22 protein-coding genes are annotated in these 26759 nt (G+C 64.1%); 10 read left to right on the plus strand and 12 right to left on the minus strand.

Annotation, left to right across the window (positions count from 1 at the left end; all coding sequences use genetic code 11):
- Positions 1–64 precede the first annotated feature (64 nt).
- From AC1VVK_RS20950 to AC1VVK_RS20960, 3 genes are all read right to left on the minus strand, one after another.
- On the minus strand, positions 65–1408 hold the full coding sequence (locus AC1VVK_RS20950; RefSeq protein ID WP_482906671.1) for an O-antigen ligase family protein: 1344 nt from the start codon (positions 1406–1408) through the stop codon (positions 65–67).
- Between the two features lie 78 nt (positions 1409–1486).
- A complete protein-coding gene (locus tag AC1VVK_RS20955) occupies positions 1487–2620 on the minus strand; it encodes a glycosyltransferase family 4 protein (RefSeq protein ID WP_132385981.1) in 1134 nt (377 codons plus the stop codon).
- Positions 2617–3744 carry a glycosyltransferase gene (locus tag AC1VVK_RS20960; protein ID WP_482906672.1) on the minus strand — a complete coding sequence of 376 codons (1128 nt, stop codon included), beginning with the start codon at positions 3742–3744 and terminating at the stop codon, positions 2617–2619. The genes AC1VVK_RS20955 and AC1VVK_RS20960 overlap by 4 nt, the downstream gene beginning before the upstream one ends.
- A gap of 302 nt (positions 3745–4046) precedes the next feature.
- Between AC1VVK_RS20960 and AC1VVK_RS20965 the strand changes: the two genes are divergently transcribed.
- Together AC1VVK_RS20965 and AC1VVK_RS20970 are read left to right on the plus strand one after the other, a co-directional pair.
- Positions 4047–6089: a carbon starvation CstA family protein gene (locus AC1VVK_RS20965; protein WP_482906673.1), complete on the plus strand. Its 2043-nt coding sequence runs from the start codon at positions 4047–4049 to the stop codon at positions 6087–6089.
- Positions 6086–6271, plus strand: a complete 186-nt coding sequence (locus AC1VVK_RS20970; RefSeq protein WP_482906674.1) for a YbdD/YjiX family protein — start codon at positions 6086–6088, stop codon at positions 6269–6271. Before AC1VVK_RS20965 ends, AC1VVK_RS20970 begins: the two co-directional genes overlap by 4 nt.
- Before the next feature lie 14 nt (positions 6272–6285).
- On the opposite strand, the gene AC1VVK_RS20975 is transcribed toward AC1VVK_RS20970, so the two are convergent.
- The gene (locus AC1VVK_RS20975) at positions 6286–7314 is read right to left on the minus strand and encodes a LacI family DNA-binding transcriptional regulator (protein WP_132385985.1); all 1029 of its coding nucleotides are present in this window, start codon (positions 7312–7314) and stop codon (positions 6286–6288) included.
- Positions 7311–8609 (minus strand): MFS transporter, encoded by a 1299-nt coding sequence (locus AC1VVK_RS20980; RefSeq protein ID WP_482906675.1) that lies wholly within the window; start codon positions 8607–8609, stop codon positions 7311–7313. Before AC1VVK_RS20980 ends, AC1VVK_RS20975 begins: the two co-directional genes overlap by 4 nt.
- A gap of 189 nt (positions 8610–8798) precedes the next feature.
- Here AC1VVK_RS20980 and AC1VVK_RS20985 point away from each other — a divergent pair, with 189 nt between their 5' ends.
- From AC1VVK_RS20985 to AC1VVK_RS21005, 5 genes are all read left to right on the plus strand, one after another.
- Positions 8799–11186, plus strand: a complete 2388-nt coding sequence (locus AC1VVK_RS20985; RefSeq protein ID WP_482906676.1) for a beta-glucosidase — start codon at positions 8799–8801, stop codon at positions 11184–11186.
- 95 nt (positions 11187–11281) lie between these two features.
- Complete coding sequence (locus tag AC1VVK_RS20990) at positions 11282–14476, plus strand: TonB-dependent receptor (protein ID WP_482906677.1); 3195 nt, start codon at positions 11282–11284, stop codon at positions 14474–14476.
- An 89-nt stretch (positions 14477–14565) separates the two neighbouring features.
- Entirely contained in the window at positions 14566–15291 is a 726-nt protein-coding gene (locus tag AC1VVK_RS20995) for a SapC family protein (RefSeq protein ID WP_482906678.1), read from the plus strand.
- Positions 15284–16342 (plus strand): cupin-like domain-containing protein, encoded by a 1059-nt coding sequence (locus AC1VVK_RS21000; protein WP_482906679.1) that lies wholly within the window; start codon positions 15284–15286, stop codon positions 16340–16342. The genes AC1VVK_RS20995 and AC1VVK_RS21000 overlap by 8 nt, the downstream gene beginning before the upstream one ends.
- The gene (locus tag AC1VVK_RS21005; protein WP_482906680.1) at positions 16339–17838 is read left to right on the plus strand and encodes a tryptophan halogenase family protein; all 1500 of its coding nucleotides are present in this window, start codon (positions 16339–16341) and stop codon (positions 17836–17838) included. The genes AC1VVK_RS21000 and AC1VVK_RS21005 overlap by 4 nt, the downstream gene beginning before the upstream one ends.
- Before the next feature lie 42 nt (positions 17839–17880).
- Here the strand turns inward: AC1VVK_RS21005 and AC1VVK_RS21010 are convergent, their stop codons facing one another.
- The 6 genes from AC1VVK_RS21010 to AC1VVK_RS21035 form a co-directional block, all read right to left on the minus strand.
- Complete coding sequence (locus AC1VVK_RS21010; RefSeq protein ID WP_482906681.1) at positions 17881–18798, minus strand: copper resistance protein B; 918 nt, start codon at positions 18796–18798, stop codon at positions 17881–17883.
- Positions 18795–20477 (minus strand): copper resistance system multicopper oxidase, encoded by a 1683-nt coding sequence (locus AC1VVK_RS21015; RefSeq protein WP_482906682.1) that lies wholly within the window; start codon positions 20475–20477, stop codon positions 18795–18797. Before AC1VVK_RS21015 ends, AC1VVK_RS21010 begins: the two co-directional genes overlap by 4 nt.
- 60 nt (positions 20478–20537) lie before the next feature.
- Positions 20538–21116: an RNA polymerase sigma factor gene (locus AC1VVK_RS21020; RefSeq protein ID WP_482906683.1), complete on the minus strand. Its 579-nt coding sequence runs from the start codon at positions 21114–21116 to the stop codon at positions 20538–20540.
- Entirely contained in the window at positions 21116–21556 is a 441-nt protein-coding gene (locus AC1VVK_RS21025) for a periplasmic heavy metal sensor (RefSeq protein WP_482906684.1), read from the minus strand. Before AC1VVK_RS21025 ends, AC1VVK_RS21020 begins: the two co-directional genes overlap by 1 nt.
- Positions 21556–21825, minus strand: coding sequence for a hypothetical protein (locus AC1VVK_RS21030; RefSeq protein ID WP_482906685.1), 270 nt, complete (start codon positions 21823–21825; stop codon positions 21556–21558). Before AC1VVK_RS21030 ends, AC1VVK_RS21025 begins: the two co-directional genes overlap by 1 nt.
- Before the next feature lie 86 nt (positions 21826–21911).
- A complete protein-coding gene (locus AC1VVK_RS21035; protein ID WP_482906686.1) occupies positions 21912–22739 on the minus strand; it encodes a helix-turn-helix domain-containing protein in 828 nt (275 codons plus the stop codon).
- On the opposite strand from AC1VVK_RS21035, the gene AC1VVK_RS21040 reads away from it, so the two are divergent.
- Positions 22693–24549, plus strand: a complete 1857-nt coding sequence (locus tag AC1VVK_RS21040) for an aspartyl protease family protein (RefSeq protein WP_482906687.1) — start codon at positions 22693–22695, stop codon at positions 24547–24549. The genes AC1VVK_RS21035 and AC1VVK_RS21040 overlap by 47 nt on opposite strands.
- A 14-nt stretch (positions 24550–24563) precedes the next feature.
- Here the strand turns inward: AC1VVK_RS21040 and AC1VVK_RS21045 are convergent, their stop codons facing one another.
- Positions 24564–24965, minus strand: coding sequence for a hypothetical protein (locus AC1VVK_RS21045; RefSeq protein WP_482906688.1), 402 nt, complete (start codon positions 24963–24965; stop codon positions 24564–24566).
- Positions 24966–25056: 91 nt separating this feature from the next.
- Here AC1VVK_RS21045 and AC1VVK_RS21050 point away from each other — a divergent pair, with 91 nt between their 5' ends.
- Both AC1VVK_RS21050 and AC1VVK_RS21055 read left to right on the plus strand, forming a co-directional pair.
- Complete coding sequence (locus tag AC1VVK_RS21050; RefSeq protein ID WP_482906689.1) at positions 25057–25848, plus strand: SDR family oxidoreductase; 792 nt, start codon at positions 25057–25059, stop codon at positions 25846–25848.
- Positions 25849–25852: 4 nt separating this feature from the next.
- The gene (locus tag AC1VVK_RS21055) at positions 25853–26755 is read left to right on the plus strand and encodes a glycoside hydrolase family protein (protein WP_482906690.1); all 903 of its coding nucleotides are present in this window, start codon (positions 25853–25855) and stop codon (positions 26753–26755) included.
- Positions 26756–26759: the final 4 nt, after the last annotated feature.

Raw genomic sequence — 26759 nt, forward strand, 5'->3', positions numbered from 1 at the left:
TCCTCGATATCGTATCGATTGGCACCTCACGCGGGGGAAATGTCGTTGGAGGCCGGTGCGCCGCTCACACCGGGTGGGGACGAAGCCCATTTGCGACGGGTTGAGGCCTGGGCGGTGGATTCAGCCGCGAATAGACCGTGAAACCGCATAGCAGGCCGTAGAACAGGATCCCCTCGATCATCCAGAATGGCATCGTTGCCATGTTGAGGATGAAGAAGCTGAGGTGCGCGATGACAAGCGTCATGCGCACGGACCCTGCCGTCGACAGCGCGATCACGAACATCCACGACCAGAGCAGCAGCATGGATGCCACGCCGAGGGTGCCGAGTTCGTAAAGCGTGGAGATCAGCGTGTTGTGCGCGTAGTAGCGATAGCGGCCTTCCCACGAATTGGCGCCGAAGCCGAGAACGTGCTGGCGCTTGGTCCCGTGGCGCCAGTCATCGATGTACTCGCTCCAGAGGAAGAGCCGGCCGGACATTAGCGCGCGGTCGGTCTTGCGGAATTCGTCCGGCGCCTTGGTCAGGACGTCGGGGTCATCGGCGACGACGGTTACGGCATCGAAGCGATCTCCCGCCAGCTTGGGAATCACGGGCACGACCGAAAGCACCAGCAGGACGCCGAGAATGCCCGCCACCGGGCGCTGGCGCGGGGGAACGGCAGACAGGATCGCCGCCATTATCAGGCCCAGCAGCAAGGGGGCGGCGGCGATGATCGCGGTGCGATAATTGGCAGCGAGAATGCCGCCAACGCACACGGCGGCGATGCCCAGCTTGTAGCCCGACCGCAGCGCCGGATGGAGCAGCGCGATCAGCAATCCGGTGAGCAGGATGATGGAGAAGCTGGCCTCATGGTTGTAGCCGCCGATGTAGGAGGCTGACCCATCACTTTCGGTGGCCTTGGCGATATGGAGCACGAGGCTGGCGCATTGCAGGACAAGCGGCAGCGTGAACGTGAAGACCAGCCGGGACAGCACTTTGCCCGCCCCGTCGGCGACGAAGGCGTCATAGGCGGTCAGCGCGATGGTGGCGAAAAACGCATATTTGACGAGGCTTTCAATGCCGCCCGACACGTCCTTGTTGAGCAGCAGGCTGGCGATGACCACCAGCGTCAACGGGATGATCGGAATGAGTATGAGCGGCACGGCCCGCGTACGGTGCAGTAGCAGGCCGCCGGTCACCACGATCAGCACCGATGCCAGTGCGTTCCAGCTCAACCCGGCGGGGGAGGAGGAATAGGAGAAATGGGGCTGGGCCGACATTGCCAGCCGGATGCCGAACGTGGCCACCAGAAAGCTGGTGGAAGCACTGGCCCGCATGGCAAGGAGCAGGATCAGCACGAGGTAAACCATCAGCGCCGGAAGCACGATGTAGGCGGGGAGGGGCGGGCTTCCTGCGGTCAATGCAAGCAAAGGGACACCTCCACGGGATGGGGGACCGGGCCGGCGCCGCGCCAGAAATGCGCTCCAGCGCATTTTTCGAACGGATTTTTATCCGGCATTGTGCAGTTCGGGGGCAAGCTTCGCCCGCTTCACCAGTTCGCGGTAATAGGGGGTCGTGCGGATCGCCACTTCGTCCCAGTCGATCAGCGAAAGATGGAAAGGGGCGGCTTCATCGGGCACTTCGCCGCCCGCAGCCAGCCGCGCGGACAGAGCATCCACGTCGCCCACCGGGAAGTAGCAGTCTTCCGGCAGGCCGATGTCGAGATTGGGCTGAATATCGCTGAGCAGCACCGGGCACTCGCAGGCCAGTGCCTCCAGCGCGGCAATCGGCAGGCCTTCATGGAACGAGGGCAGCACGAAGAGCGATGCATGGCGATAGAGCACGCCCAGAACGCTGCGCGGCTGCATTCCCAGCATGCGCACCTTATCGTCGGCGCGCGCCATGAGCTGTTCTGCATGCCGGTCGCCCTTCCGGCCTGCTCCGGCGATGACGAGGATGCGGTTGTCGCCGCTCATCCGGAATGCGTCGATCAGGTAATCGAGCCCCTTTTCCGGAACCAGACGCGCGACGCAGAGCACAAAATTGCCCGGCGCGCAGCCAAGACTGCCCAGCACTTCCTCGGCGGGGGCGGAGGAGGGTTCGGGCGGATTGACGCCGTTGGGGATGAACACGACCTTCCCGGCCGCCCCGGGATAGCGATCGCGCATGGTCGCCGCGAGCGAAGGAGAGACGCAGATGACCCGGTCCGCGAAGTGCATGCCTACCCACTCGCCAAGCCTGAGCATGGACCGCGCGAAAAGCCCCCATTTGCCTCGATTGTAGTCTGCGCCGTGATGGGTCAGCAGCACGCTCATGCCCAGCAGCCGAGCAATAGGCGCAAGCAATGCGGGGCCAACAGCGTGGATATGGACGGCGTCCGCGCCCTCACGCCAGGCATGGATCACGCCCATCAGCGTGGAAACCAGCGCCTCGCTCGCGTTCGTACGCGGGGCGTAGAGCGCCATGAGCTTGAGCCGGCGGAAGCTGACAAGCTCCGGATCGACGTAGCGCGCGCGGCAGCATACCTCGATCTCGATATCGGGATTGATCTGGGCGATGCGCGGAAGCAGTTCCTCGCAGTGGGTTTCGACGCCGCCGATAACGCCGGGAATACCGCGAAGGCCTGTTACGCAAACTTTCATTCAGGGGGCACTCCGGCGCCAGCCGCCGCCTTTAGGATGGTCTCGCGGAAGGCGTCCACGGCCCGCTCCACGGAAAAGGCATCGATTCTGGCCTTGCCCTCCTGCGCGGCCCGTTCGCGCGCGGGCGGCGTGACAAGGCGGTCCATGCAGTAGGCCATGGCCCGGTGGTCGTTCATGGCGACCAGCGCGCCGCCCGCGCCGAAGGCGGGCTCGCTGCCGCCAAGCGCGACTTGCAGGATTTCCGCCGGGCCCGAGGGGCAGTCGGTCGCGACCACCGGCAACCCGCAGGCCATGGCCTCCAGCATGGCGTTAGGAAACCCTTCCGCGTCGGACGTCAGCAGGTAGCACCCGGCGCGTGCGAGCACGGCGTAAGGGTTGGCAAGGAAGCCCGCGAGGTGGACCCGGTCCGCGATGCCCAGCGAATGGGCCAATGCCTCCAGTTCGCCGTGCAGGGGACCATCGCCCATCACGATCAGCCGGCCATCGGTTTGCGAGGCTGCCAAGGCCCGGATCGCCATGGCCGTGTTCTTGTTGGCGACCAAGCGGCCCATGGTCACGAAATCGTGCGCGGATACCGGGATCTCGGGTTCCGCAGCGGCAAGGCGCTGGATTCTGTCGAGATCCACCGGGTTGTAGATCACGCAGATCCGCTCGCGCTCGATGGCAAAGTCGGTCTCCAGAGTCCGGGCGACGCCCTCGGAAACGGCGATGATCTGCCGCGCGGACGGGTAAGTGCTGCGGATCAGCAGACGGCTCAGGAAGCCGAAACGGCCGGACCGCAGATGGGCAGTCGTATTGACGCGCTCGCTGATGATCGCGGGCCGTCCGATCCGGCGCATGGCGACCACCGCCGCGACATTGGCGCGGGACAGAAACGACACGGTCACATCGGGGCGCAGCCGGGCGACCAACCGCCGCAACTGCGTGATGCTGCGGAGCATACCGCCCCGCGTGCCCAGCCGCTCGACCGGGATATCCTGCGGCAGGCTATAGGCTTCCTCGGATTCGTCGTCGAGCAGCACCACGGTAATCGCAAGGCCGCATTCGCGCTCGCTCAGTTCCTTGACCAGCGTGGTGAAGACACGCTCCGCCCCGCCCCCGGCAAGGGAGTTGATGACAAACAAGGCACGGAGTTGCCCTTGCGACCTCATCGTTGCTGTTGCGGACCTCGATATTACCTACCCGCAAAGAAGTTAACCGTCCGGCCAGCCCGGCACGACCCCATCATAGGGAGTGGCCGAAGGGGCAAAAGGGGTGCTCTGTCTCATTTTTCCGGCTCACCCGACTCCCCCCGCCGAGTGGAGTGGGGCGGATGCATCTGCATTCGCCCTGATTCGAAACCCCCGGGCCGGGCACACGAGGTCTTGCAGGCGCGCTACAATCCTGCGCAAACCGCAATCGAGGATTTGAGGGAGAAGAGCAGGCCATGCATCGAATTGGCTGGATAGCCATGGCACTCGCGGCCACGGTGGCGCTGGCGGTTGTGGCGCTTTCGCGCGGTGAGCCGGTGAACGCACTTTGGATTCTCGTGGCGGCGGTCTGTTCGTTCCTTGTCGCCTATCGCTTCTATGCGCGTTTCATCGCGCGCAAGGTCATGCGCCTCGATCCCGCCCGCCCGACACCGGCAGTCTACCGCGCGGACGGGCTGGACTACGTGGCGACCGACCGACGGGTGCTGTTCGGCCACCACTTCGCGGCGATTGCCGGGGCTGGTCCGCTGGTCGGCCCGGTGCTGGCCGCGCAGATGGGCTATCTGCCGGGGACGCTGTGGATCATCGTCGGCGTGGTGCTGGCAGGTGCGGTGCAGGACTTCATGATCCTGTTCATCTCGATGCGGCGCGACGGGCGCTCGCTGGGCGAACTGGTCCGCATGGAAATGGGGCAGGCAGCAGGCGTGATCGCGCTGCTGGGCGCGTTTCTCATCATGATCATCATTCTCGCGGTCCTGGCGCTGATCGTTGTCAAGGCGCTGGCGGCCAGCCCGTGGGGCCTGTTCACCGTGGCGGCCACGGTTCCGCTGGCGCTGGCGATGGGCGCCTATACGCGCTGGATCAGGCCCGGACGGATCGGGGAAGTCTCCTTGCTGGGGCTGGTCGGGCTGGTTCTGGCGCTGATCTACGGACAGGCGATTGCGCAGTCGCCGTTCTGGGGGCCCCTGTTCACGCTCACGCCCATTCAGCTCTGCTGGGTTCTGATCGTCTACGGCGCGGTCGCCTCGGTGCTGCCGGTCTGGCTCCTGCTTGCTCCGCGCGATTATCTTTCGACATTCCTGAAGATCGGTGCGATTTGCGCATTGGCGGTGGGCATCGTCATCATGGCGCCGCCGCTCAGGATGCCCGCACTCACGCCGTTCGCAGCTAGCGGCGGGCCGGTCTGGGCGGGCGGACTGTTCCCGTTCCTGTTCATCACGATTGCCTGCGGCGCGGTGTCCGGTTTCCATGCCCTGATCGCCAGCGGCACGACACCGAAGCTCATCGCGACCGAGGCCGACGCGGCGATGATCGGCTATGGCGCAATGCTGATGGAGGCGTTCGTTGCGATCATGGCGCTGATCGGTGCCTCGATCCTCGATCCGGGCATCTATTTCGCGATGAACAGCCCCGCCGCCGTGATCGGAACCGACCCCCAGCAGGTGGCGCACACCGTAACCGCAATGGGCTATCCTCTCTCCGCCGAGGTCCTGGTGCAGACCGCGCGTGACCTTGGCGAGCATACTATCATCTCCCGCGCGGGCGGTGCGCCGACGCTGGCGGTCGCCATGGCGGAGATCTTCTCGCACGTTGTCGGCGGACCGGCGATGAAGGCGTTCTGGTATCACTTCGCCATCCTGTTCGAGGCGCTGTTCATCCTGACGGCGGTCGACGCCGGGACCCGCGCCGGACGGTTCATGCTCCAGGACCTCATCGCCATCGTCGCGCCGCGCTTCGGTCGTAACGAGGGGCCGGTTCCGGGCCTTGTCGCGACCGGGTTATGCGTCGCGGCCTGGGGATTCTTCCTGCATCAGGGCGTCTCCGATCCGCTGGGCGGGGTGAACACGCTGTGGCCGGTGTTCGGCATTGCCAACCAGATGCTCGCGGCCATCGCGCTGATGCTGGGGACGGTGGTGCTGTTCCGCATGAAGCAGGACCGCTATGTCTGGGTGACGGCGCTGCCGGCGGCCTGGTTGCTGATCTGCACGGGTACGGCCGGCTGGCTGAAACTGTTCTCCGCCGATCCGAAAGTGGGGTTCCTTGCCCACGCGGCCAAGTTCGCGGCGGCGGCGGACGAGGGGCAGCTATTGGCCCCAGCCAAGTCCATCGCGGAAATGCGGCAGGTGATCTTCAACGACCGTATCGATGCGGCGCTTGTCGGCGCGTTTCTGGCGGTGGTTGTGGCGCTGCTGGTCTTTGCGCTGCGCACATGTCTCGTTTCGCGTCGCAGCGCCGTACCCACTGTACGGGAAGTCGTCGGCCCGGCGGTGGCGGCATGAGCGGGCTGCTTTCGACCGCGCGCCGGATGTGCCACTTGATGGTTGGGATGCCCGCCTACGAGGATTACCTCGCCCACATGCGCGACCATCACCCCGACCGGCCGGTCATGAACCGCACCGCATTTTTCCGCGACCGGCAGGAGGCACGTTACGGCGGCCGAAACGGTGGCCGCTGCTGCTGAACACGTGAGGGCGTCTAGGCCATGCCGTTCATGACTGGCCCGGAGCTTTCGCGCTCGACCAGCGAATAGCTGAGTTCGACGCTCTCGCCCGGTTCCTTTTTGACCTGCGGATTGTTGCCGATCAGTAGGTCCACCGCCACTTTCGCCATTTCGGCATTGGGCTGATTGATGGTGGTCAGCTGCGGCCACGCCATGCGCGAGATTTCGTCGTCATCGAAGCCCGCGATGGAAAGCGCGCCGGGCACGGCAATGCCGTGACGCATCGCGACCATGAGGACGCCAAATGCCATTTTATCGTTGGAGGCGAAAATGGCGGTCGGCCGGTCATCGTCGGCAAGGATGGCCTCACCTGCGGCCAGACCCGACTTGAAGCTGAAATCGCCTTGCAGCACGCGCCGCGCGGGAATGGTAATCCCGGCATCCGCGCAGGCGTCCGCGAAGCCCTGCCAGCGCAGTGCCGCGGCACCGTGCGCGGTATGGCCCCTGACGAAGGCGATGTCTCGATGGCCCAGCGCGATCAGCCGCTCGGTCATTTCGCGCGCCGCCGCCCGGTCGTCGATCTGCACTTGCTGCGCCCTGCCGGGATCGGTGGCGGGAGAAAGCCTTACGACCGGGATGTCATGGCTCTCGAACAGTTCCAGCACTTCGCTCCAGTCGCAGACCGGCGCGGCCAGGATCGCGCCGGAGAGGCGCAGTTCGCGCAGCGTTGCATCGATCTGCGCAAGCCAATCCGGCCTTTCGCGCTCGACCGCCTCGATGACGAGGTGGTGGCTGTACATCCGGCACTGGTCGATGGCGCCGCGCTGCAAATCGGCCGCATAGCCAGAGAATGGATCGTCTACGAAAAGGCCGATCAGGAAGGACCGCGAACTCGACAATCCGCGCGCGAAGGCATTGGGTTTGTAGGCCAGTTCATCGACCACGCGCATCACATGTTCGCGAATCTCGGCGCGGACATGCTGCTCGCCATTGATCACGCGCGACACCGTCTTGGGCGACACGCCCGCACGCGCCGCAACGTCCTTGATCGTAACAACCTTCAAGCCATTCTCCTTGCCAGCGCAGCGGGATAGCCGCCCCGGACGAGCGCGAACATCGCGATGACGACATAGCAGATGCCGGGAACCACCAGCGACGGCAAGAGGCCGATGCTGTCCGCAAGCGCTGCGGTAATCATCGGGACGATGGCTCCGCCCACAACCGCCATGCACAGCGCCATCGAGGCATAGGGTGCGGCGCCTTGCTCATCGGGCAGGGAAAGTGCGAAAAGCGTGGGGTACATGATCGAGTTGCACAGGCCGACCGCAATCAGGGTCGCCGCCCCCAGCATGCCGTGCCCGAGAGCGGCGATGGCCACGAGGCCCGTTGCCGTAAGCGCCGTGGCGGTGAGCACGCGGGCAGGAGGCCAGTGGCTCAGTGCCGCCGCACCCAAAAAGCGGCCGACCATGGCGCCGCCCCAGTAAAGGCTGACCAGACGGCCTGCCGTCACGGGCTCGGCGCCGATGATCTCCGGCAGCACGAGATAGTTGGTCAACAGCGTGCCAATCGTCACTTCCGCGCCGACATAGCCGAACATCGCGATGGAGCCGGCCAGAAGACGGGGCGTGGCCACCACGCATCGCAAGGCATTCAGTGGCACCCGCTGCGGCGGCTCGGTTCCTTCCAGAAGATTGCGATTGTGCGCATAGGCCCATGCAATCCCGAGCAGGATGACGACGCAGCCGATGAAGGGAAGGGCCACCATCAACCAGGCTTCGGCATCGTGCCCCACGCTACGGTCGCTCAGGAGGAACGACGCACCCAGCAACGGAGCGAGAACGGTGCCGATGGAGTTGAAGCCTTGCAGCAGGGTAATGCGCGGCACGGCCCGGTCGGCGGGTTCGACAAGCGTGACCATGACGTTACCGGCGATCTGCAAAAACGTAATGCCGCCCGCCAGCGCCAGCAATGCCAGCAGCACGAGCGGATAGTTGTGTAGCGCCGCCGCCGCGATGAACCCGAGACATCCGGCCGCCATGATCGCACATCCCAGCGCCATCACCCGCATGTAGCCGATTCGCACCAGCCATGCCGTGACCGGCAAGGCAAACAGCAAATAGCTGGAATGGAACGCCAACTGCACCAGCGAGGCGCGCGTATAATCAAGCCCCATCAGAAGTTTAAGCCGGGGAACCAGCAGACTCACCAGCGATACGACGAAGCCTCCCATAAAGCAGTTGCCGATGGACAGGTTGAACACCCGCGCAGCGCGCAATTGTTCTGCGGCCTTAACAGACGATTGCGCGGCCGTTTGCGGGGCGTGCGTAGCCAGCGCCGCCACGCCGGACTGTATGGTCATGAAGGGCACCCTCATTTTTATTTTTGAGCGTCAATCATAAGCAAGTTCGCGGCAACGCGCGCGCGCCAATTCCAGGATGACTACATTTTCACCGGATCCGTGGCAGCCGGGTGACGGACACCGTGTTGACATCGATGTCAGACTTTGCGATCAGACCCTCAAGCCGACCAAGATGCGGCGGGGAGGATCATGAAAGCTCAAGCGAAAGCTCAGGGGCGGCGTAGCCGTCTGCGCACTATTGCAACGTCGACGCGGCTCGCAGGGCTCACGCTCTCGCTGCTCGCCACGGCTGCGCCGGTGTCCGTATTGGCCAAGACCACTGTTCCCCAGGCAGCTGCTACCTCGTCGCCAGCACAGGGGAACGTTGCCATGCCGATCTGGCGAGACACCGCACGCACGCCGGCCGAGCGCGCCGACGCGCTGGTCAAGGCGATGACGCTCGAAGAAAAGCTCTCGCTGGTCCACGGGCTGTTCCCGCCGAACACCAAGAACCCGCCGGCAGACATGATCCCGTCGGCCGGATATGTGCCGGGCGTGCCGCGCCTCGGCATTCCGATCCTGCGCGAAAGCGACGCCTCTCTGGGCGTCGCCAATCAGGTGGAACAGCGAAAGGGCGATGTCGCAACGGCATTGCCTTCCGCCCTGTCCACCGCTGCCGGGTTCGATCCTGATCTGGCTTATGCCGGGGGCGCCATGATCGGCGCGGAAGCCCGCGCCAAGACCTTCAATGTCCTCCTGGCAGGGGGCATGAACCTGACGCGCGACGCGTGGAACGGGCGTAATTTCGAATATTACGGCGAAGATCCGCTGCTGTCCGGGAAGATGGCGGCAGCCTCGGTTCGCGGTGTCCAGTCGAACAATATCGTCGCGACCGTGAAGCACTTTGCGCTCAACAGCCAGGAAACCGGCCGCATGGTTCTCGATGCGCGGATCGATCCGGTGGCGCTGCGGGAAAGCGATCTGCTCGCGTTCGAGATCGCGATCGCCGACGGCAAGCCGGCCTCGGTGATGTGCGCATACAACCGGATCAATGGCGATTACGCCTGTGAGAACAAGTTCCTGCTGACCGACGTCCTGCGCGGGGAGTGGAACTATCCCGGTTTCGTGATGTCGGACTGGGGCGCGGTCCACTCGACCGAGAAGGCCGCCAACGCCGGACTCGATCAGGAATCGGGACAGGAATTGGATTCGAGCATCTTCTTCGGAAAACCGCTCGCCGATGCGGTTGCCGCAGGCCGGGTTCCGTCCGAACGGCTGGACGAGATGGTTCGCCGCATTCTGACGGGCGTGATTGCCTCGGGCCTTTACGACCACCCCACGCCGGTGAGCGCGCAGCCGATCGACTATGACGCGCATGCGCAAGTCGCGCAGAAGGTGTCGGAGGCAGGCATCGTCCTGCTCAGGAACGAAGGCGATATCCTTCCGCTCGCGCGTGAGGCGAAGTCGATCGTGGTGATCGGCGGCCACGCCGATGTCGGCGTGCTATCGGGCGGCGGGTCCTCGCAGGTCCGCTCGGTGGGCGGCGTGCCGATTGAAATTCCGCTGACAAGCGGCGCCGCGGCGTCCTTCGCGCGGGTGACCTATCACAACTCGTCACCGTTGCAGGCCATCAAGGAATTGGCACCGGGCGCACAAGTCCGCTTCGTTGACGGCAGCGATCCGGCCGCAGCGGCGCAGGCGGCAAAAGAAGCGGATATCGCGATCGTCTTCGCCACCCAGTGGCAGACCGAGGCGCAGGACGCGCCGTCACTGTCGCTTCCGGACGGGCAGGACGCGCTGATCGATGCGGTCGCCGCCGCCAATAAGCGGACCGTTGTCGTTCTGGAGACCGGTGGTCCGGTTCTGATGCCGTGGATACAGCGTGTCCCGGCCGTGGTAGAGGCATGGTATCCGGGGCAGCGTGGCGGACAGGCTATTGCGCGCGTGCTGTTTGGCGAAGTCGATGCATCGGGCCGCCTGCCGATCAGTTTCCCGGTCGCAGCCGCGCAATTGCCGCGCACGAAACCTGTGCTTGCCGCTACCGGCCCTGCCGACAACGGTGCGGGCGCCAACGCCGCCATGGGCGACGCTGCGAAGCTTCCAACTTATCCAGTGACCTATCAGGAGGGCGCGGATGTGGGCTATCGCTGGTATGCCGCCAGCAAGCAGAAGCCGCTGTTTCCGTTCGGATACGGGCTGAGCTACGGCCGGCCTGCCTTCGCCAATGCCGGGTTCTCCGGCGGCGCCGCTGCCCGCGCGACTGTGGATGTCCGCAATGATGGCAAGCGCCCGGCAACGGTCGTTCCGCAGCTTTACGCGACGGTTCCCGGCACCGCGACGCCCCGACTTGTCGGCTGGTCTCGCCGCGTTTTGAAACCCGGTGAGAGTGCATCGCTCGCGATCGATGCCGATCCGCGTATGCTTGCCCGCTGGACGGCGCAGGGCTGGCAGATGCCGCCCGGGGATTACAAGCTGACGCTCGCGACCGATGCCGAACACGTGATTGCCGAAAAACTCGTGCATCTCGATGGCGGCCATTGGCCATCCGGGCGCCAAAGTGGATCAATTGTAACCGCGACTATCACCAAGAGTAATTGACATCGATGTCGGTAGTTGTAGCAATGCGCCCGTCAGACGGTGCAAAGCTGCGTGACGGCTGCTGAATAAAACGCAGTAGAACAGGGGAGAGTATCATGAAGGGTTCAGGCCTTGTGTCGACGCTTGCGCGCTCGACGTCAGCAATCGCGTTGTTGACGGGATTGGTCGCGCCATGCGTTGCCGTTGCACAGGAAGCGGCGGCTTCCTCACCGGCGGTTGCGCCGGATAGTGCTGTCGATGCCAATGAAATCGTCGTCACCGGTGTGCGCGCCTCACTGATGCGATCAGCAGAGATCAAGCGCAATTCGAACGGTGTGGTCGATGCCATTTCGGCCGAAGACATCGGCAAGTTCCCGAATACCAACCTGGCCGAATCGCTGCAGCGCATTCCGGGCGTCTCGATCGACCGCGTCAACGGCGAAGGTTCGACCGTGACGGTCCGCGGCTTCGGCGCGCAGTACAACCTCGTCACTTTGAACGGCCGCCAGCTGGCGACTTCGGATATCGTTGCGGTGGGCGGTGACCAGGGCGGCGACGGTGCATCGGGCACTGGTCGTTCGTTCGACTTTTCGAACCTGGCATCGGAAGGCGTCAAGACCTTGCTGGTCTACAAGACGGCGCGCGCCGCGGTACCTTCGGGCGGCATCGGCGCGACGATCGACATCCAGAGCCGCCGTCCGTTCGACAACGCTGACAGCGGTTTTCAGGGGTCCATCGGCGCCAAGGCAAGCTATGACACGAGCGCGGACGACTGCATCAGCTGCGGCTCGCACGTAACGCCCGAAGTTTCGGGCATCGCCAGCTGGACGGATCAGGACCAGCGGTTCGGCGTGACTGTGTTCGGCAGCTACCAGAAGCGCAACTTTACGGTGCCCAGCCAGGCCAACGACGACTGGAACATCCGCACTTTGTCGGATTTTCTCAATCCGGCCAACGGCTTCGTCAACGCGGCCACCAAATATACCAACATGCCGACCGATCCGAACGTGCTCGTCGCCGTTCCGAACGACAGCCGTTACCACTTCTCCGAAGACAGCCGTGAGCGGATCAACGGTCAGGCTGTACTCCAGTACAAGCCGACCGACACGCTGACGGTGACGGTGGACGGCCTCTACGCACAGCTGCGCGAATCTGAGCGTCGTTCCACCCAGTCGAACTGGTTCAACCGTCCGTTCGACGAAGTGGGCTTCGACGACGCATCGAACGGGATCGCCACCACGCAGTTCCTGCATGAGACGATCAATGGTGTGAAGGACACGGCGTTCGAACAGGCCTATCGCGCCCAGAAGAACCGCCTTTACGACATCGGCGCCAATGTGGCCTGGCAGGCCACTGACAAGCTGGCGTTCACGCTCGACGGTCACTTCGGCAAGGGCGATAGCCAAGGGGATAACCCCAACGGCCAGACCTCCACGACAGTGGCGTTCAACATGCCGGTCGTGACGTCGCAGTCGCTCAATTGGACGACCGGCGGCTTCCCGCAGCAGGCATTCACGTTCAACGATTGCGCGCACAGCGTCACGCCGAATGGCACCCCCTACACCAAGGGTAACTGCGACGGTAAGCTGGACGAGGGCGACCTGTCCGGCGCTGTCCAGCGCCAGTTCGACTCCGAGCAGAGCCAGCGGGTCAAGGAACTCCGTCTTGACGGTGCTTACGATCTGGGCGGCAACAGCCACTTCGATTTCGGTGCCAACTACCGCACCACGGACACTCGCCAGACGCAGTACAACACGCGTCAGGTTCTGGGCGACTGGGGCAACTCGCTTCCGCCTGAAATCGCCGCCGTGGCACCGGGCCAGGTCTTCCAGTTCTGCACGGCTTGCCAGTTCCACCACAACAATCCGAACGCGGACGCCAATACCCAAGTGGCATGGCGGACCGAGAACGCGGCCAAGCTCTATAACACGCTCTACGACTACTACAGCGGCATCACTAACGATAAGGTTGGCCACCAGAACAACATCGACGCCAATAACGACAACCGCGTCAAGGAAGACATCTGGTCGGTCTATGGCCAGGTGACCTGGAATGGCGAGATCGGCGATCATACCGCCCAACTCGTCGCGGGTGCTCGCTTTGAAAGCACGAAGGTCAGGGCGGTTTCGCTCCAGCCCATTCCGCTGGCGATCGTGTGGCAGGCTGACAACGACTTCAATGTCCAGTATTCGCCCGATCAGCAGGAAGTTCGGAACCGGGGTGCCTACAACAACCTGCTGCCGGCGTTCGACTTCTCGATCGACATCACGCCGAAGCTGAAGGGGCGTTTCTCCTACGGCAAGTCGATCGCGCGTGCGCCTTATAGCAATCTGTTCGCATCGACCACCGTCAGTTCACCACCTCGCCCCACGGCGATCGGCGGTGTTGCGACGGGTAATGCAAACAACACCGATCTCGATCCTTTGAGCTCGGATAACTTCGATCTGTCGCTCGAATGGTATCCGCGCAAGGATGTCTATCTCTCGATCGGCTTCTTCGACAAGCGCGTCCACAACTTCATTGGCAATACCCTGGTCAACCGTTCGCTGTTCGGGCTGGCCGATCCGACTTCGGGGCAGCCGGGGACGCGTTCGGGGACCGCGAAGACGCAATTGCAGGGGTTCGGTGCAGATATCACCGACGTGAACCTGTTTACCTATACCGCGCTGCTCCAGCAGGCGAATGGTAACGTTGCGGCCGCCGATGCCCAGTTCCAGGCGCATTACAACACCCAGACCCGCGCTCTGGATCAGGGCTTCGTGGACAGCACGCTCGCCGCGGTCGATATCACGGCCGATGGCAGCGACCCGCTGTTTAACTTCTCGGTCAATACGCCGATCAACAACAAGGACGCCGAGATCTACGGTGTCGAGCTTGCCGGTCAGTACTTCCTTGGTGAGACCGGCCTTGGCATTGCCGCCAGCTATACGCTGGTACGCGGCAACGTGGGGATCGATGTGGCTGCCGATCCGACCGTGAACCAGTTCGCGCTGGTGGGTCTCTCGGATACGGCCAACGTGACGCTGATTTTCGAAAAGTACGGGATTTCCGCCCGTGCAGCCTGGAACTGGCGTGCCAAGTACCTCAGCCAGCTCAACCGGGACAGCTATCACAACCCGGTCTTCACGGCACCCTACAGTCAGGTTGACTTCAGCGTCAGCTACGACATCACGCCGAAGATCAGCGTCAGCTTCGAAGGCATCAATATCTTTGAAGAAGGCGTGAGAACCTACGGTCGCGACAAGATGGACACCTGGTACGAAGCCGAAGGTTCGGCCCGCTACCTGCTGGGCGCCAGCTACAAGTTCTAAAAACCTGAACATCCGCGCGAAGAAGGCCGTTTTGCCACGGTCTTCTTCGTGTAGGATGCCTATACCGAACCTGATACTGGCGATTGAAAATGTCCGATTCCGTGCTTTCCGGCCCCGTGCTTCTCAACAATGTCGATCATCACGATCTGCGGGTCATCACGGATTTTGGCGCGGAATGGGGCGACGCGGTCAACCAGACCACGGTCTTCGCCCCCGAATTCGAGGCGCTGTCTCGCGAATACCCGATCGTATTTCGGCGCGATGCGGCCGGAGCCTTTCGAGCTGTTGCGCTGCTGGGCTTTGAGGCAGACGAAAATCTCTATCTCGACGGGCAAAAATGGGATGCACGCGCCATCCCGGCCCTGATGACTCGCGGTCCCTTTTCGATCGGCCTGCCCAGTGCCGGCGGACCGGGCGAAGCGATGATCCATATCACGCCGGATCACCCCCGAATCTCGCGTGAGCGAGGCCAGCGCATCTTCCTCGACCATGGGGGCAATACGCCCTACCTCGACTATGCCGCAGGCATGCTGCGTTCGATTTACGCCGGAACGCAGATAGGTCCGGCGATGATCGAGGCGTTCGACGAGGCCGGGCTGCTTGAACCGGTGACTTTGCGGATGGAGGCACCCGATGGCCGATGCTTCGTGGTTCCCGATGTCTGGACTCTGTCGCAGGAGCGCTTTGCGGCATTGGACGGCGCAGCACTGGCACGGCTCAACGCGGGCGATTTCCTGCGCTGCGCCGTGTGGTTGATGTCTTCGCTGGACAATCTTTCGGCGCTGCTTGATCGCAAGCTGGCCCGTGGTGGCTGACGCCGATCAGCGCGTGACAGGCGCTGCGTCGATGCGGCGCACGCAGGTGATCGACGACCTGCCGCTGAATACGCTGGGCGTGACTGCATTGATCGAGGCCGGGCGGCCCGTGATCGTCCGGGGCGCCGCATTGCATTGGCCTCTTGCGAGGGCAGGCTTGGCGTCCGCCGAAGACGCCGCGGAATTGCTCAAGCAGCACGATGCTGGTCATCCCGTAGTCGCTTATGTCGGGGATCCGGCAATTCGCGGACGATACCATTACAATTCCGAACTGACGGGGCTGAATTTCACCACCGAGCGCGGCACGCTATCGGCTTTTCTCGACAGGCTTCTGGCCATGCGGGGCTCGGGGAATGCACCGTCGCTCTATATCGGCTCGACCGATCTCGACACGTATCTTCCCGGCCTCCGCGCGTCGCACGATGCCGTGCTGGGCGACGATACATTCACGCGTCATTCTCCCATTGCCAGCATTTGGATCGGCAACCGGACCGTCGCTGCCGCGCATTGGGACATGTCTAACAACATGGCCGTGTGCGTTGCCGGCCGGCGGCGGTTCACGCTGTTTCCGCCCGATCAGGTGAGCAATCTTTATCCAGGGCCGATCGAACCGACCCCCGCCGGGCAGATCGTCAGCATGGTTGACCCGGCATCTCCGGATTTTGCCCGCTACTCGCGTTTTGCGGATGCGCTCGCAGCCGGCGAAGTGGCCGAACTGGAGCCCGGAGACGTGCTCATCTATCCGGCATTGTGGTGGCATCAGGTTGAAAGCCTGAGCGATTTCAATGTGCTGATCAATTACTGGTGGAACGCCGTGCCGGCATTTGTCGACGATCCGATGACGACCTTGCTGCACGGCTTGCTCAGCCTGCGTGAACGGCCCCCACATGAGAAGGCTGCGTGGCGCAGTATGTTCGATCACTACGTGTTCGGACCGCCCGAGGCTGCCTCAGCCCATTTGCCGGAAGCGGCGCGCGGGCCTCTCGCACCGCTCGACCCTTTGATAGCCCGCCGGCTACGGGCGCTGATTACCAACAGGATCAACCGATGAACACACCGCGCAAACGTGTCGTCGTCGCCGGTGGCGGCACTGCCGGATGGCTCGCCGCCACCGCACTCGTGCGCCAGTTGAGCGGGTTGACCGATGTTACGCTGGTTGAATCCGAGGAGATCGGCACTGTAGGCGTCGGCGAGTCGACCATCCCCACGATCCGCACGTTCCACGAGTTCATTGGCGTGCAGGAGAATGACTTCGTTCGCGCCACCCATGCCACGTTCAAGCTGGGCATTGGATTCGAAAACTGGGACCGGCTCGGCGACCACTATTTCCACCCGTTCGGTTCGGTTGGCCGCTCCACGTTCGTGGCTGATTTCCAGCACTTCTGGCTTGAAGGAAGAAAGGCCGGTTTCGGCGGAGATTACGGTGACTATTCGCTGGAACAGCAGGCGGCGATGGCGGGCCGGTTCGGCGCGTCCGGAGACAATTCGCTCGGCTATGCCTATCACCTCGATGCCAGCGCCTATGCCCGGTTCCTGCGCGGCGTGGCCGAAGGGGCCGGGGCGCGGCGCGTGGAAGGGCGCATCGCCAGCGTCGAACAGCATGGCGAAAGCGGCGATATCACCGCTCTCGTGCTGGCGTCGGGAGAGCGCATCGAAGGCGATCTGTTCATCGATTGCACCGGTTTTCGGGGCCTGCTGATCGAGCAGACGCTGAAGACCGGTTTCGAGGACTGGAGCCATTGGCTCCCTACCGACAGCGCCTTTGCCGTTCAGAGCGAAGCGACAGGCGATCCGGTTCCCTATACCCGAGCCATCGCGCACGGAGAGGGCTGGCGCTGGCGGATCCCGCTGCAACACCGCGTCGGCAACGGGATCGTTTACGACAGCAATTTCCTGTCCGACGACGAAGCGCGCGATCGTTTGCTACAGTCGCTGGACGGGCCGCCGCTGTTCGAACCGCGCCTGCTGCGTTTCACCGCCGGGATGCGCAAGCGTGTGTGGAATCGCAATTGCTTGTCGCTCGGCCTTGCCAGCGGTTTTGTGGAGCCGCTGGAATCGACGAGTATCCATCTGGTCATGGTGGCGGTGACTTGGTTGATCCAGAACTTCCCGTTCGGGCCGGACAATACGGCGGTGGCCGATTGGTTCAACGCCCGCTCACGCCATGAGTGGGAGCATGTGCGCGATTTCATCGTGCTTCACTATGCGATGACCCATCGGGACGACACGGCATTCTGGCGCGAACGCGCAGCGGCGGCCATCCCGGACAGCCTTGCCGCGCGCATTCAGTTGTTCCGTGAGGCGGCCATTGCCTATCAGAGCCAGGATGATCTGTTCCGGGTGGATTCGTGGGTCGCCGTGCTGACGGGGCAGGGCGTGTGGCCTGAAAGGCATCACCAGTTGCCCGCCATGTTGCCCAAGCCGCAATTGCAAGCTGCCCTGAATGATCTGCGGCGGAACATTGTTGGCGCGGTGGAGCGTATGCCCTCGCACGCGGCGCGTCTGGCGCAAATTGCCGATGAGACACGCGAGCGGGAAGTGCTCTGACGCCTTCTGATCCGGCGGCGCAGTGCACCGCGCGGATCGGGATCAGAACCACGCGCGGATGCCCGCAACCACGCTGGCTTCGTTCGCGTCTCTGCCATCGGCGCGGGCATAATCGGCGGTGCGGCCCGAAAGCCATGTCCAGTTCATGCCCAGATAGGGGGCGAATTCGCGCTTCACTTCATAACGGAGCCTGAGGCCCAGTTCCGCGCTGGTCAGCCCTGCGCCGATGCGCTCGGCGTGCATGTCCTGTGCCGAGAGGTTTACTTCGGCGCGTGGTTGCAGGATCAGGCGCTGGGTGATCCGCTGATCGTAGGCCGTTTCGATCCGTGCGGTTAGTTGGCCTTTTTCCGAAAGAAAGGCTGCGGCCTGAGACTCGAACTGATAGCGCGCGCGGCCTTCCAGTCCGATTGTTGCCCATGACCGCTGGGCTCCGGGCCCGAGATCCTGCCGCACGCCGAACTGCAGGTTCCACCAGGGATCGAGCGCTCTGGCGTAGAGTGCCTGCAGCTCGGCATGGTCGATGCCGCTGCCAAAAGTGCCTTCACCTTTGCTCTTGATGACGAAGCGGTCGACATCACCGAGCCAGGCCTCCCCCTCCCAGCGGTAGCCGTCCTTGCCGTCGCGGATCTGGTATTCGGCCAGATCGAAAAGGACTTTGGCGTAAGTCGTGACCGATGCCCCCATTGCGGTGCGCTCGGCGGCGGCCATCTCGGCGGGGTCCCAATAGCGGTCGGCAAGGCGATCGTGTGCCATTGCCGGCGGCGCCGCGCTGCCCGGAGACTGGTCGGTGCCGGCAGGTTCACCGTCCTGCGCCATCGACGTCTTCGGCATGGGCATCTCCGGCATGGACATGCCCGGCATGCTTCCGCCCTCCATGTGGTGGCCCGCGTGAGGGGCTGCCATTTGCGCTAGCGCGGTGCCGGGAAGGCTCAGCAGCAGGATGGTCAGAAACCGCCTCATGCCGAATGTCCTTCCATGGGCCGCACGGAGACGATGCGCATCATTCCCATCGCCATGTGCAGGGCGAGGTGGCAGTGAAATGCCCAGTCGCCGGTGATCGCAGTGACGTCCCAACTGACCTTGCCGCCGGGAAGGACGTTGACCGTGTGTTTGCGCGGCGAATGGTCGCCGTGGCCTGTGGCCAATTCGAAGAAGTGTCCGTGCAGGTGGATGGGGTGCGCCATCATCGTGTCGTTTATCAGGGTAATGCGCACCCGTTCGCCGGTGTGCATGGGCAAAGGATCATGGGCGTCGCTCATGGTCTTGCCGTCCATCGACCACATGTAGCGGTCCATGGCGCCGGTCAGATGGACTTCGATCTCGCGTTCGGCGGCGCGCGGATCCGGGTTGGGGTCGAGCGCTACAAGGTCGCGGTAAACGAGAACCTTGTGGCCGATTTTGTCGAGCCCCAGCCCCGGATCGCCGGTGCGGTCCATCGGCATCGGGTTGATCATCTCGACGCCGGGCCCAAGCCTGACTTGGGGGGCATGGGTACCGTCGCGCATGGACATGCCGGACATGTCCATGCCTTCCATTTCCATGCCCATATCCTTCATGGTCAGCACGGGGCGTTCGCGCAGTGGCGGAACGGGTGCCGTCATGCCCGGTCGCGGGGCCAGTGTGGCGAGGGCCATGCCCGAACGATCGACGCTTTCGCCGACGATGGTGAAGGCCCGGTCTTCGGTCGGGCATACGATCACGTCGTACGTTTCGCCCGGGGAGAACTGGAATTCGTCAACCGTGACCGGGCGAACGTCCTGTCCATCCGCGCTCACCACCGACATCGCAAGGCCGGGAATGCGCATGTTGAACACGGTCATGCCCGAAGCATTGATGAAGCGTAGGCGCACGCGTTCGCCGGGTTTGAATAGCGCGGTCCAGTTGGATTTGGACCCGTGCCCATTGACGAGATAGCGCAGAACGGCGCCGGTCACGTCGGAAATGTCGGTGGGGTCCATCCGCATGCGGCCCCAGGCCAGCCGGTCGGAAGGTGCCTGGTCCTTGCCGGCCAGCAACCCGGCCAGCGTCTGGCGCTGATAGTTGTAGTACCCCGGCTCGGCTTTGAGATTCCGCAGGATCCGCGCCGGATCGACGAAGCTGTGGTCCGAAAGTAGGATCACATGCTCGCGGTCGAACGGCGCCGGCTCGGCGCCCGCCGGATCGATCACGATCGGGCCATATAGCCCTTTCAGTTCCTGCAAGCCGGAGTGGCTGTGGTACCAGTAGGTGCCCGCCTGCTCGATGGGGAACTCGTAAGTGAAGTTCGAGCGCGGCTTGATGCCGGGGAACGAAACGCCCGGAACGCCGTCCATCTGGAACGGCAGCATGAGCCCGTGCCAGTGCAGTGAAGTGTCCTCGTCCAGCATATTCTCGACGGTCAGGCGCAAGTTCTGCCCCTGCTTCAGCCGCAGGAGAGGGCCCGGGACGGTTCCGTTGATGCTGATCGCGCGCGCCGGTTTGCCGTCGATGTCGAGCGTGTCGCGGGCGACCCGCAAGGTGATGTCCTCGCCGCTGAGCGTCGTCAGCCCGGCCGAGACCGGCTGCGCCCAGGCCGGCAGCCAGGACTGAAGCGCCAGCGCGCCGCCGCCGATCGCGCCCGCCCGGATGAGGTTGCGGCGGGTCACTTGTGGAAATTCCATGCCGAGAGATGCCCCTGAAAGTCGGTTCGTCACCCAATACGCGACCGGGCACCTATCCCCTCAGATTTTTCCGGCTGATTTTTCGCTCAAATTTTCGGATAGCCGTGCACGGGCGCGATAGAGGCGTGTTTCGACCGCTTTCTCGCTCACGCCTAGCACGGCGGCCGCCTCGGTCTGGCTCAGCCCCTCGATGGCGCGCAGGATCAGCGCCTCCTTCAGCTTGGCCGGTAGCGCGGCGATGGCGTGCATCGTGCGTTCCAGTTCCTGCCGGTCGGCGGTCTGCCGCTCGGCATCGGGCGTGGGTTCGGCTATGCCATGCGCGCTATCCAGCGGCACCGCGAAAGTGAAGAATTGCCGTACTTTGCGCCGCCGCGCCCAGTCATGGCTCTTGTTGATGACGATCCGGGCGAGCCAGTGCGCGAACGGCCGTGCGCCGTCGTAGCGCCGCAATGCGGCGAACGCGGCGATGAAGCTCTGCTGGGTCACGTCGAGCGCGGTGTCGTCATCGCCGCAGTGGTGCCGGGCGAGGCGGAACGCCGCGCCGCGATGGCGATCCATCAGCGCGCGATAGGCGGCCTGCCGTCCGCCCAGCGCGAGCGCGGCCAGTTCACCGTCCGTGCAGGCGGCGAGATCGATCATTAGCGCTGCTTCGCGGTGAGCGCCTTGACGACCGCCGCGTCGAAACGCGCCGCCTGATCGGGGCGCAGCACGCTGCGCATGGCGAAGATGTGCTCCAGCGTGGCCTTCTGCAACTCGCCCATCGCCCTGTGCGAGGCATCGACGGCGGCGGCGACTTGCGGGCCGTAGCCGCGTTCTGCCTCGATGGCGCTGGCCAGCCGGGCATTGTCCGCACGCAGTTCCAGTTCGAGTGCCTGACGGCGCAAGGCGAACTCGTGCTCGATTGCGTCGATCTTGCGGGTCTGTTCGGGGTCGAGGTCGAGCTGCGCATGAAGCAGGGTATGCAGTTCGGATTCTACCGGCGTGGGCGGCGCGATCCATGCGCGGCCGACAAGCACGCCGCCCATCGCCGCGCCGAAGGCCAGCAGAACCATCAGGACAAGACGAAGGCGCTCGTTCATCAATCGCCCCCGAGCAGTGTCGACGGGGCCAGTGCCGCCGGCGCGCCGAGCGGGAACGTGGTGGCGGCACGGATCGGGGGCGCGGGCACCACGGAGCCGACGATCCCGACACCCAGTGACAGCACAATCACCGTCGCCATGGTTCGTGCCGACACCCGCGAAGCCGCGCGCGCCGCCAGGCCGGTCAGCACGGCGTCGTCGATGTCGCCCAGCCGGGGATCGAGCGGCAGCCTGCCGAGGCGGGATAGGATGGTGTCGATGTCGTCCATGGCAATCGATTCCCGAAGTTGCGATCCGCTTACGCGGCGGCTTGGCGGATCCCTCGAAACTTTTTTCGGTGGCGGCGCAAGTTGCTCTACTTTGCGAGAAGTTCCGCAGTGTTTCCGGACCGCGCCATCAATTGCATTGGAGTCATGCCGGTCTCGCTTTTGACCGTCCGGGTGAGGTGGGCCTGATCGGAAAACCCTGCGTCGCATGCAATATTCGCCAGGCTGTCGGTGCTGCGATCGATGAGTTGCAAGGCTCTGTGCATGCGCGAGATGAGCCGGAACCGGGCGGGGGATACGGAGAACTCCTGCCGGAAGCCGCGACTGAGGCTGCCGTGATGCAGGCCGTGCGCCTCGGCCCAATCGCGCAGGCAAAGATCCGGGCTGGTTCGAAGAGCGGCGGCGAGCAAGGCCGGCCAGTCTTGATCGACTGCGGGCTTGGGGACGAATTCCGCCTTCAGTTTTTCCGCCGCCATGGCGGGGCTGCGTTCGGCAAGGCGGACGATCCCATCGATATTGTCGATAGATCCCAATACTGGCGCATTCCAGCCGTGCGGCAAGGGAAGGACCAGCACTTCCGCGCCGCACTCGGCAAATCGGTCCAGATGATTTTCGTAGGCCCGGTGGACGATGACCTCTCCAGGCCCGACTTCGTGCCGCCCGGTATCGCCCGCCTCGACGTATCTGCCGCTTATCACGACGGCGGCAAAGGGCGCGTCGTGCCGGTGGCGGGCCAGCGATTGGTGCGCAGGGTGGCGCATTCGTCCTGCCGGCGCGTTGCGCAGGCAGGTGCACGGTGCAGGTGAATTTCGTTCAAGACCGGACATCGTCCCCACCTTACCAGTTGGGCAGCCCGTTTGGAGACGAATATTGGAATTTCTTCTCGCTGCCGCTTCCGCAATCGCTTGCGTTTCCAATCCCGCAGCACTGCTGGATGCCAACCGGCAAGCCACGCTGCTGAGCACGGCGGCTCCTGAAACCGTGGTTTCCCGGTACCGCACAAGCGATGCCGGGCTGGACGGCGAGGCGACCGTTACCGTGGACCGGGCCTCCGGCATGTATATCGAGGAAAGCCGGTCCGGTCCGGTCGGCGGAACCGAGGGGTTCGACGGGGCGCGCGCATGGGCGCGCGATCTCACCGGGTTTGCCTTGCCGCAGGACGGCGGGAACAAGCGGCCGCTCGCGGTGAACGAGGCCTATCGTAATGCCGGCCTGTGGTGGCGCAGTGATCGCGCGGGAGCGGTTGTGGAATCGCTGGGCTGCGACCGGCTGCGCATCACGCCGAAGGGCGGCGCTCCGTTTGAGGCCAGCTTCGATCCGCAGACGCATCTGCTGCGCGCCGTCCTTGAGCAAACGACTTTCGGACATTCGGCAGAGGTCCGCTATTCGGCCTATGCCCTCTCGAACGGCCTGATGGTCCCGCAGCGGATCGAGACGATCACCGATGGCGACGAGGCTTCGCCCGTGACCATGGACCTGTTGGAGGTGAAGCCCGCCGCCGCGCTGGGCTCTGCCTATTACGCGATGCCGGTTCAACAGCCGTCCGATTGGTCCTTGCCCCCATCCGGACGTGTGGTCGTCCCCTTCCGCCTGCTGAACAATCACGTGATTGCCGAGATCAAGGTGAACGGTCGCGGGCCGTTTTCATTCCTCATCGACACCGGCGGGCATGAGATTGTCACGCCCTGGCTCGCGCAGGAATTGGGACTGACGGCTGTTGGTCAGAGCAAATCGTCGGGTGCCGGTGAGAAGACCGTGACGACCGGTTACACGCGCATTGCCACGCTCGACGCCGGCGGAGCGGTAGTGCACGATCCCTTGGCCGTCGTGCTCGATTTCAGTCCGCTGGATGTCGAGGGGATCCGGCTGGGCGGCATGTTGGGGGTCGGGTTCTTCGAGCGCTTCGTGGTCACTCTGGATTACGGTGCCAAGACCATGACGATCATCGACCGTACTTGTTTCGCGGAACAGGAGCGGCGCGGGGCCGGGACTCCGGTGCCTTTCACGTTTTACGAGCACATGCCGCAAGTGCAGGGCAGCATCGATGGCAGGGCGGCGCGGTTCAACATCGATACGGGCTCTCGCTCGGACGTTACGCTGACGGCGCCTTTCGTCGAGAAAGCGGCGCTTCTCTCAGCCTATCCGGGTGCGGTCTCCGTTACCGACGGGTGGGGCGTGGGCGGGCCTTCGCGATCGACGGTAACGCGCGCTGCGATGCTGACGCTGGGTCCGGTGGATGTCTGCGGCCCGATCGCGGGCCTGAGTTCGGCACGGCGCGGGGCCTTCAGCGATCCGAACTACGAGGGGAATGTCGGAAGCGGCTTGCTCAAGCGCTACAAGGTCACGTTCGATTACGGAAACCGGACAATGTACCTCGCATCGCTGCGCAATCCCGATCCTGATACGGCGCTGGCCGACCGGGCCGGAATGTGGATCAATGGCGCCAAAGAAGGCGTTCAGGTCATGGATATCATGACGGGAGGACCTGCCGCCTTGGCCGGGCTCCGGAACGGCGATGTCATACAACGCATCGCGAACGTGCGCGCCGTGGACCGCTCGCTGTCCGACTGGCGCAGTTACTTCAAGCTGGTGCCGCCGGGGCGCCCCGTCGCGCTTTTGGTGTCGCGGGGCAGCGATCTGCGCAAGGTGACGATCGTCCCGGCCCAGCTACTACCTCTTGCGGGCTGCGATGATCGGCAGCTCGCTCTTTCCGGCCCTAAATCCTGACGCCGGGGCCGGCGTTAGCGGCTTGCCTGAGCGTCGCGATCAAAATCGTAGCCGGCCTCAACGTCCTGGATGTCGAACGGGAACCATGTGCCCTGGCCGTGGTCGTACAACTGCACGACGCGGTCGGTGACGTGCGCCGTATAGGCACTTGATGTGGCCCGGTCGTAGCCTTGCGCCATGGTGCCGTTGATCTCGAAAGACACGAAAGTCTTGTCGCCGGCATCGTAGAGTTCGGGAAGCGTGCCGCCGAACTTTGCCATGCGGCCGCCGTCGAAGCCTTGCAGTTGATCTCCCCGGCATTCGGCGGCGATGCGCAGATCCCGTCCGGCCGAATGATCGTAGATACCTGCAACCTTCTTGCCGGTGATGAAGGCATAGGCCGCCGCAGCAACCATCGCGCGAGTGTGAGCTAACATGCCCCCACTTGGCATCCGGAGGATCAGGAAAGCAAGGCGGTTTGGTGGAGGATCGTCTGGCACCGCTGTCTCGTTGGAGAGTTTAGCGGGTATGACCACTCTCAACATAGCGCTGCCCGAACATTCCGTAGCCATCGTGACGGGGGGCGAATCCGGGATCGGCAGGGCGGTCGCGGTCAGGCTTGCGCAGGCCGGTGTGCCGGTCGTCATCACATATCACAACGACAAGGCGGCCGCCGACGCGGTTCTGGCCGAAGTGCAGGCGGGGGGTGGCCGCGCTGTGGCGGCAAAAACTGACGTCGCGGACGAACGGCAAGTTGAGGCCCTGTTCGATCTGGCGGAAAGGACGTTCGGCACTGTCGATCTTCTGGTCAATTCTGCCGGACGCAATATGTCGGGCGTGATGCTGCGCGACATGGAGCTGGCGCAGTTCGATGGCGTTATCCGCGCGGATCTCTACGGCCCCTTCCTGACCTGCCGGCGGATGGTGCGCGCGCTGGAGGCCGCCGGGCGGGGCGGGCGCATCGTCAATATCTCCTCCATACACGAGCGGGCCCCGCGCGCGGGCGGCGCCGATTACGACGCGGCCAAGGGCGGCCTCGCGCAGTTGACGGCCACGCTTGCACTTGAACTTGCGCCGGCCAGGATCGCGGTGAACGGCATCGCTCCCGGCATGATCCTTACGCCGATGAACCAGAGCGCGCTGGACAATCCGGCGGAGCTGCGCGCCAAGGAGGCGGCCATTCCGTGGGGCCGTGCCGGGCGGCCGGAGGAAGTGGCGGAACTTGCGCTGTTCCTGCTTTCACCTGCGACGGACTATATCACCGGAACCACCGTGACGATCGACGGTGCCCTGTCGCTGACGGTTGCGCAAGGAGCCTGATCGCGTGCCGGCCTATGTGGTGGAGGATTTGCAGGACGTCACGCTCGATGCGGCGGCTCCCGATGGCCGCTTGGCGGGCCACGACCTCATGAGCCCGTTCGTCTGGACGGAAGAGGGCATCTATCATCTGCTCGTCAGGGTCTTGCCCAATCCGCTTGGGCCGAACGATCCAACCGGCGTGATCTGGCCCGGCAGTTCCACGGACGGCGTCTGCTTTCACATCGCCGATGCGCCCGCGATCGTGCCGGGCCCCAACCCCGACGACGCCGGAGGCTGTGAAGATCCGACTGTCGTTCAGGGAAAGGACGGTGGCTATCTGATCTTCTACACGGGCGTGGATGCGGCCCGCTCGCAAGGTTCACTGCTGGTCGCCAAGGGGCCCAAGCTCACCGACTTGCGGGAGAACCGCGTCATGCTCAAGGCGCCGCCCGGAGAGGGGAACATCAAGGAGGCCACGCTTGCGCGGGGTACCGACGGGCGGTTCCGGCTGTTCTACGAATACGCGAAGAACGATGCTTCGCGCATCGGCATGGCTGTCGGGCCCACCGAGGAAGGCCCCTGGAAGGTCGCCGAGGACCCCTTTACGGTGCGTGAAGATGGCTGGGACAACTGGCACCTTTCCACCGGGCCCATCGTCCAGATAGACGGGCAGGACCCGGTGATGTTCTACAACGGGGCCACCGCCGATGCGCGATGGCGGATCGGGTGGATCAGCTTTGCGCCGGACTTCAGCCGAGTGACCGGGCGCGGCGTGGAGCCGATCCTGATGCCGCCGCCCGCGAAGGACAGGGCCGCCACCGACATAGCCTTCGCCGCGTCCTGTCTGGTGATCGGGGAAGACATCTGGCTGTACTATTCACTGGAAGACAGGATCCTGCGGCGCGCCCGCATTCATCGCTACGGCTGATCCC

The organism is Novosphingobium sp. BL-S-32 (genome assembly GCF_056857055.1).

Bases quoted from the DNA above. Each gene is read 5' to 3' on its own strand.
- AC1VVK_RS20955 (WP_132385981.1), bottom strand. From the start codon at position 2,620: ATGAAAGTTTGCGTAACAGGCCTTCGCGGTATTCCCGGCGTTATCGGC.
- AC1VVK_RS20965 (WP_482906673.1), top strand. From the start codon at position 4,047: ATGCATCGAATTGGCTGGATAGCCATGGCACTCGCGGCCACGGTGGCG.
- AC1VVK_RS20970 (WP_482906674.1), top strand. From the start codon at position 6,086: ATGAGCGGGCTGCTTTCGACCGCGCGCCGGATGTGCCACTTGATGGTT.
- AC1VVK_RS20980 (WP_482906675.1), bottom strand. From the start codon at position 8,609: ATGACCATACAGTCCGGCGTGGCGGCGCTGGCTACGCACGCCCCGCAA.
- AC1VVK_RS20985 (WP_482906676.1), top strand. From the start codon at position 8,799: ATGAAAGCTCAAGCGAAAGCTCAGGGGCGGCGTAGCCGTCTGCGCACT.
- AC1VVK_RS20990 (WP_482906677.1), top strand. From the start codon at position 11,282: ATGAAGGGTTCAGGCCTTGTGTCGACGCTTGCGCGCTCGACGTCAGCA.
- AC1VVK_RS20995 (WP_482906678.1), top strand. From the start codon at position 14,566: ATGTCCGATTCCGTGCTTTCCGGCCCCGTGCTTCTCAACAATGTCGAT.
- AC1VVK_RS21005 (WP_482906680.1), top strand. From the start codon at position 16,339: ATGAACACACCGCGCAAACGTGTCGTCGTCGCCGGTGGCGGCACTGCC.
- AC1VVK_RS21010 (WP_482906681.1), bottom strand. From the start codon at position 18,798: ATGAGGCGGTTTCTGACCATCCTGCTGCTGAGCCTTCCCGGCACCGCG.
- AC1VVK_RS21015 (WP_482906682.1), bottom strand. From the start codon at position 20,477: ATGGAATTTCCACAAGTGACCCGCCGCAACCTCATCCGGGCGGGCGCG.
- AC1VVK_RS21020 (WP_482906683.1), bottom strand. From the start codon at position 21,116: ATGATCGATCTCGCCGCCTGCACGGACGGTGAACTGGCCGCGCTCGCG.
- AC1VVK_RS21025 (WP_482906684.1), bottom strand. From the start codon at position 21,556: ATGAACGAGCGCCTTCGTCTTGTCCTGATGGTTCTGCTGGCCTTCGGC.
- AC1VVK_RS21030 (WP_482906685.1), bottom strand. From the start codon at position 21,825: ATGGACGACATCGACACCATCCTATCCCGCCTCGGCAGGCTGCCGCTC.
- AC1VVK_RS21045 (WP_482906688.1), bottom strand. From the start codon at position 24,965: ATGTTAGCTCACACTCGCGCGATGGTTGCTGCGGCGGCCTATGCCTTC.
- AC1VVK_RS21050 (WP_482906689.1), top strand. From the start codon at position 25,057: ATGACCACTCTCAACATAGCGCTGCCCGAACATTCCGTAGCCATCGTG.